Here is a 5110-nt window from a genome sequence, read left to right as displayed (position 1 = left end):
ATTCTGAAAACCATGAAATCGGTGGTAAATAAAATACCGGTAATAGTATATTTTGCATTGTTATATTGAAAAAATGAAGTACTTTTTCAAATACTTCATCTAATTATTAATTAAAAATTTTATTATTCTTCTGTCTTATTTTTTCTGAAAAGCTTCACAAAATACTCCCAGCCGAAGAAGAGAATTAAGATCATTGCTGCGATCCACCAGTAGGACGTTTTGTTGGCATCACCTGTGTTGGTTGCCTTAAACATTCTGTCCCAGCGAATTCTCCAACCGTCTGCCTGATACGATGAACCTGAGTCACTAAAAGCCCCCTCAATACTCATCCATGTAAATATTGGTTTTCCTACGATGTTTTCTTCAGGTACAAATCCAAAAAACCTTGCATCCAAAGACGCATCTCTGTTGTCCCCAACCATCATATAATAATCCTGTTTGATGGTGTAGTTTGTTGCAGGCTGATTGTTAATCAAAATCTGACCGTTATTTTCTGAAACGCTGTTATGCTCATATTCAGAAATAATCCAGCGATACATCGGTAAAGTTTCTTTGCTTATAGCCACAACATCGCCTTTTTTTGGAATTCTTACCGGACCGTACCAATCCTGGTTCCACGCTTTGTTTACAGGAAAAATAGATTGAGTTGTATCAATTTTTGTTTTATTCTCATCTCTGTATGCAATTGCTGCTTGACCTTTTTGCATAATATCTTCCTTCATTTCAGTTACCTGAGGAAGTTTTTTGATTTCAGCTGCAGTTTTATCTGTCAGACCTTGAAAAGCGTACATAAATCCGCTACCGTCCTGAATTTCCTGTACAGGCAAAAAGCCGTAAATATCGTACAATCCTGGAACATCAAGCTGACTGCTGGTTTTGACGATATATCTGTGTTGTCGTTCCTGATCACCTAAAACAATCTCAGGTTTCCCGTTGACAAAAAGTCTTCCGCCACGCATTTCAAAAGTTTCACCAGCTACAGCTACACATCTTTTCACATAAGGATCTTTTCTGTCGATTGCAGTGTGTACAGAATCCTGAGGATAATTGAAAACTACAATATCATTTCTCTGAGGTTTGTTAAACTGAAAAATTCTTTCGTAAGGTAATTTTACACCGTCAACATAAGATTTTCCGTCGTTTTTAGGATTTCCGTCTTTTTGAAAATCGTAAACCGTTCCCTGAAGGAAAGGAATTGCCAAAGGACGCATCGGCATTCTGTAACCATAGCTCCATTTGTTCACAAAAAGGAAATCCCCAACAAGCAAAGTTCTCTCCATAGATCCTGTCGGAATTCCGAAAGGTTGGGTTACAAAAACGTGAATAATCGTTGCGAAAACCACAGCAAAAGTAATTGATCCCAAAAACGAATCTTTTTTCTTCAATGATTTCTCCTCATCAGTCAGAAACATATTTTTCGCCTCTTCATCCTCAATTTCTGCATCTTTCGAATAGTTGACAGAAGCCATATAAATGAAAGGTAAAATCACGGTAAGAATCTGATGCTGCACCAGAGTCTTTCCAAATTTTTTCATTAGATAAATATGAAAAACAGACATCATAATCGGCCCAACAATCGGAAGATAAGACAGAATTGCCCACCATTTAGGATGTTTGGTTTCTTTAAGAATAATAAAATAATTGTAAAAAGGAACAAATGCCAAAGCAGGACTGTATCCCATTTTTTTAAACAGTTTCCAAGTGGAAAGTCCCATCAATACAGATAAAATGAGAACGTAAACTGCGTAGGTTAAAAAGTAATTCATATATTTTCTAAATATGATTTTTAGTTTAAAAACTGATTGTTTGGATGATTATTTCTGCACTTTGTCAAAGTTGTAAAGCTGTATTTTTTTACTTTGACAAAGTTTTATCAACTTATGTTTCATCAGCATTAGTATGATAATTCAAAATTTGTTACAGAATTAAAGTCCTAAAACATCATTCATTGTAAAAATTCCCTGTTTATCTTTAATAAATTCTGCAGCGACCACAGCTCCAAGTGCAAAACCATTTCTGTTGAATGCGGTATGTTTTATTTCAATTTCATCCACTTCACTTTTGTAAAAAACGCTGTGTGTTCCCGGAACTTCATCTTCACGAATTGCAAAAATACCCAGTTGGTTATCTTTTGTCTCCTCCAGTTTCCAGGCATCAAATTTTGGATTATTTTTGAAAATTCCTTCCGCAATAGAAATAGCCGTTCCGCTTGGAGCATCTTTTTTGTGAATATGGTGAATTTCTTCTAACTGACAATTGTATTCATCAACATTCTTCATCAAATCTGCTAATTTCTCATTTAAAGCAAAAAATAAATTTACGCCTAAACTGAAATTTGACCCATATAAAAATGCAGTTTCATTTTCAATGGCAATTCTGTCGATCTCTTCTCTCTTTCCGAGCCATCCGGTAGTTCCGCATATTACTGGAATTTTGTTTTCAAGACAGGCTTTAATATTGCTGAAAGCCGCTTCGGGAACAGAAAACTCGATTACAACATCAGGGTTATTGAGGTTTTCAGCAGTTGGCGTTTCCTTTAAACGGGCTACAATCTCATGACCTCTCTTCTGAGCAATCTCCTCAATTATTTTTCCCATCTTACCATATCCAACTAATGCTATTTTCATGTCTGAAGTTTATTATTTTTAAAATATCAAATCGCCAAATGAAACCAACGATTTCAATGGCGATCAGGTATTGTTTTGTTTAAAATCTAAAATTTAAAGCCAAACCTGTTTTCGGTGGCTGTGTACGGAAGTCATCGTAAATAACTGCCGGAGCAATTGTAAGATCCGGATCTTTTCTACCTTCGTACAGATGCGCGTCAACCACGGCGTCTACGATGTTCAGAATGTAAATTAACCCTGTGATGGCTATTGCATAATCCCTTTGTCTTTTAATTCTATCCTGTGCATTTCCTAAAGCTATAGCATCAAGATAAGGTCTTTCATCGACAAATTCATTGGGTGTTCCGTTCAGTTTTGCGATAAAATATTCTCTGTATTTCAAATACTGATTTTGATTCCAGATGGCAATTCCTGCACCGGTTCCTACAGCACCCAAAACAATGGGAACTTTCCAGTATTTTTTATTGTATACCTGTCCAAGTCCCGGCAAAACGGCTGAGTACAGACCTGCTTTTGTAGGATTCAGCTTTTTAACGGCATTCTTTTTTGCCGGAGCATTTACTTTTTCAATTTCCGACACCACGTTGGCAGCATTTTTCGGCTTCGCAGCAGGAATACTGTCTTTCGCATAATGATCGAGACGCAGAGAATCTGTTGGAGTTACAATCTGAGCAAAACTCAGACTGAAAATGAATATAAAAAAGGCTAAAAATACTTTTTTCATTTATTTAATATGAGACAAAATATACTCAAGCTCATCTTCATTTTTAAAGTCAAGAACTATTTTCCCTTTTTTCCCTGTTCCGGTAGTTTTAATTTCTACTTTTACATCCAAAATATCGGAAATGGTTTTCTGAGCTCTTTTATAATTATTCGAAAGCTCTGCTTTAGCTCTTTTAGCGGCTGGAGTTTTTGGGTTTTTAATCGCTGAAGCAGCCTGCTCGGTCTGTCTCACATTCAGTTTTTCCTTGATAATTAAATCAAACAAAACCTGCTGATGCTCCTCAGTTTCAAGACTGATGATGGCACGGCCGTGACCTGCAGAAATCTCGCCGCTTCTGATCGCATTCTGAATATCCGGACTTAATCTTAACAGTCTGATCGAATTGGTAATCGTACTTCTGTCTTTCCCAACTCTCTGGCTCAGATTTTCCTGAGTAAGACCAATTTCATCCATCAGCCTTTCATAGGTCAATGCAATTTCGATCGCATCAAGATCTTCACGCTGAATATTTTCAACCAAAGCCATTTCCAGAAGCTCCTGATCGTTTACCAAACGGATATAAGCAGGAATCGAAGTTAGACCCGCGATTTTACTCGCACGAAAACGTCTTTCACCAGAAATAATTTCAAACTTTTCACCGTCTTTTCTCAAAGTTACAGGCTGAATAACCCCTAAATTCGTGATCGACTGCGCAAGTTCGTTTAAAGCTTTTTCGTCAAAATAAGTTCTTGGCTGGGTAGGATTCGGGTAGATATCTTCAAGAGCGACCTCTACGATATTACCAACAAATTTATCTGCACCTTCGTCAGTTGCAGAGTTGATTGTCGCTTTGGACTCAGCACTCAAAATTGCGCCTAACCCTCTACCCATTGCTCTTTTTCTGTCTTTCATTTTTTATAAATGATTATTGACTGTTGACTCAAATGAATCAAAATCAATTTAGTTTTTTACTAATTTTTCGTTCTTTAATAATACTTCTTCAGCCAATTGAATGTACTGAATTGCACCTTTGCTTTCTGCGTCGTAATTTAAAATACTTTCTCCAAAACTTGGTGCCTCACTTAATCTCACATTTCTGCTGATGATTGTTTCAAAAACCATTTCAGGGAAGTGAGAATTTACTTCTTCCACCACCTGATTTGAAAGTCTCAGACGGCTGTCGTACATTGTAAGCAACAATCCTTCAATGTCAAGATCTTTGTTGTGGATTTTCTGAACATTTTTAATGGTATTTAAAAGTTTACCCAAACCTTCCAAGGCAAAATACTCACACTGAATTGGAATAATAACAGAATCTGCGGCAGTGAGTGCATTTACAGTAATCAAACCTAAACTTGGTGCACAGTCAATAATGATGTAATCGTAATCATCTTTCACACTCTGCAGTGCTTTTTTCATCATGTATTCTCTGTTAACCTTGTCTACAAGCTCGATTTCGGCTGCTACCAGATCAATATGGGAAGGTACAATATCAAGATTCGGCGTGGACGTCTGTTTGATGCATGTTCTTGTATCCACACTGTGTTCCAACAAGTTATAGGTAGAATACTGCACATCATCAACCCCGAGACCAGACGTAGCATTGGCCTGCGGATCAGCGTCGATAATTAAGATTTTCTTTTCCAAAACACCCAGTGCAGCTGCAAGATTTACAGCGGTAGTTGTTTTTCCAACGCCTCCCTTTTGATTGGCGATCCCTATGATTTTACCCATTATTAGAACTTTAAGGCTCAAAAATACACAATTTTCTCTTCTTTGC

5 protein-coding genes are annotated in these 5110 nt (G+C 37.1%); all 5 read right to left on the bottom strand.

The window, feature by feature from the left end; genetic code table 11:
* Positions 1–122: 122 nt before the first annotated feature.
* The 5 genes from lepB to ASG21_RS06500 all read right to left on the bottom strand — a co-directional run bounded on the left by lepB (position 123) and on the right by ASG21_RS06500 (position 5064).
* Entirely contained in the window at positions 123–1766 is a 1644-nt protein-coding gene (gene lepB, locus ASG21_RS06520) for a signal peptidase I (RefSeq protein WP_056077236.1), read from the bottom strand.
* A 159-nt stretch (positions 1767–1925) separates the two neighbouring features.
* Positions 1926–2627, bottom strand: coding sequence for a 4-hydroxy-tetrahydrodipicolinate reductase (gene dapB / locus ASG21_RS06515; RefSeq protein WP_056077235.1), 702 nt, complete (start codon positions 2625–2627; stop codon positions 1926–1928).
* A 79-nt stretch (positions 2628–2706) separates the two neighbouring features.
* Positions 2707–3351, bottom strand: coding sequence for a DUF5683 domain-containing protein (locus ASG21_RS06510; protein WP_056077233.1), 645 nt, complete (start codon positions 3349–3351; stop codon positions 2707–2709).
* Complete coding sequence (locus tag ASG21_RS06505; RefSeq protein ID WP_056077231.1) at positions 3352–4242, bottom strand: ParB/RepB/Spo0J family partition protein; 891 nt, start codon at positions 4240–4242, stop codon at positions 3352–3354.
* Between the two features lie 48 nt (positions 4243–4290).
* Entirely contained in the window at positions 4291–5064 is a 774-nt protein-coding gene (locus ASG21_RS06500) for a ParA family protein (protein WP_056077229.1), read from the bottom strand.
* Between the last annotated feature and the right edge of the window lie 46 nt (positions 5065–5110).

Origin of the sequence: Chryseobacterium sp. Leaf394, assembly GCF_001424105.1 — a bacterium.
Classification (GTDB): domain Bacteria; phylum Bacteroidota; class Bacteroidia; order Flavobacteriales; family Weeksellaceae; genus Chryseobacterium.
Note: the sequence above shows the minus strand (reverse complement) of the source record. Positions and strands in the feature narration are given on the sequence as shown.

Coding starts and splice junctions, on each gene's coding strand:
- lepB (WP_056077236.1), bottom strand. CDS start 1,766: ATGAATTACTTTTTAACCTACGCAGTTTACGTTCTCATTTTATCTGTA.
- dapB (WP_056077235.1), bottom strand. CDS start 2,627: ATGAAAATAGCATTAGTTGGATATGGTAAGATGGGAAAAATAATTGAG.
- ASG21_RS06505 (WP_056077231.1), bottom strand. CDS start 4,242: ATGAAAGACAGAAAAAGAGCAATGGGTAGAGGGTTAGGCGCAATTTTG.
- ASG21_RS06500 (WP_056077229.1), bottom strand. CDS start 5,064: ATGGGTAAAATCATAGGGATCGCCAATCAAAAGGGAGGCGTTGGAAAA.
- ASG21_RS06510 (WP_056077233.1), bottom strand. CDS start 3,351: ATGAAAAAAGTATTTTTAGCCTTTTTTATATTCATTTTCAGTCTGAGT.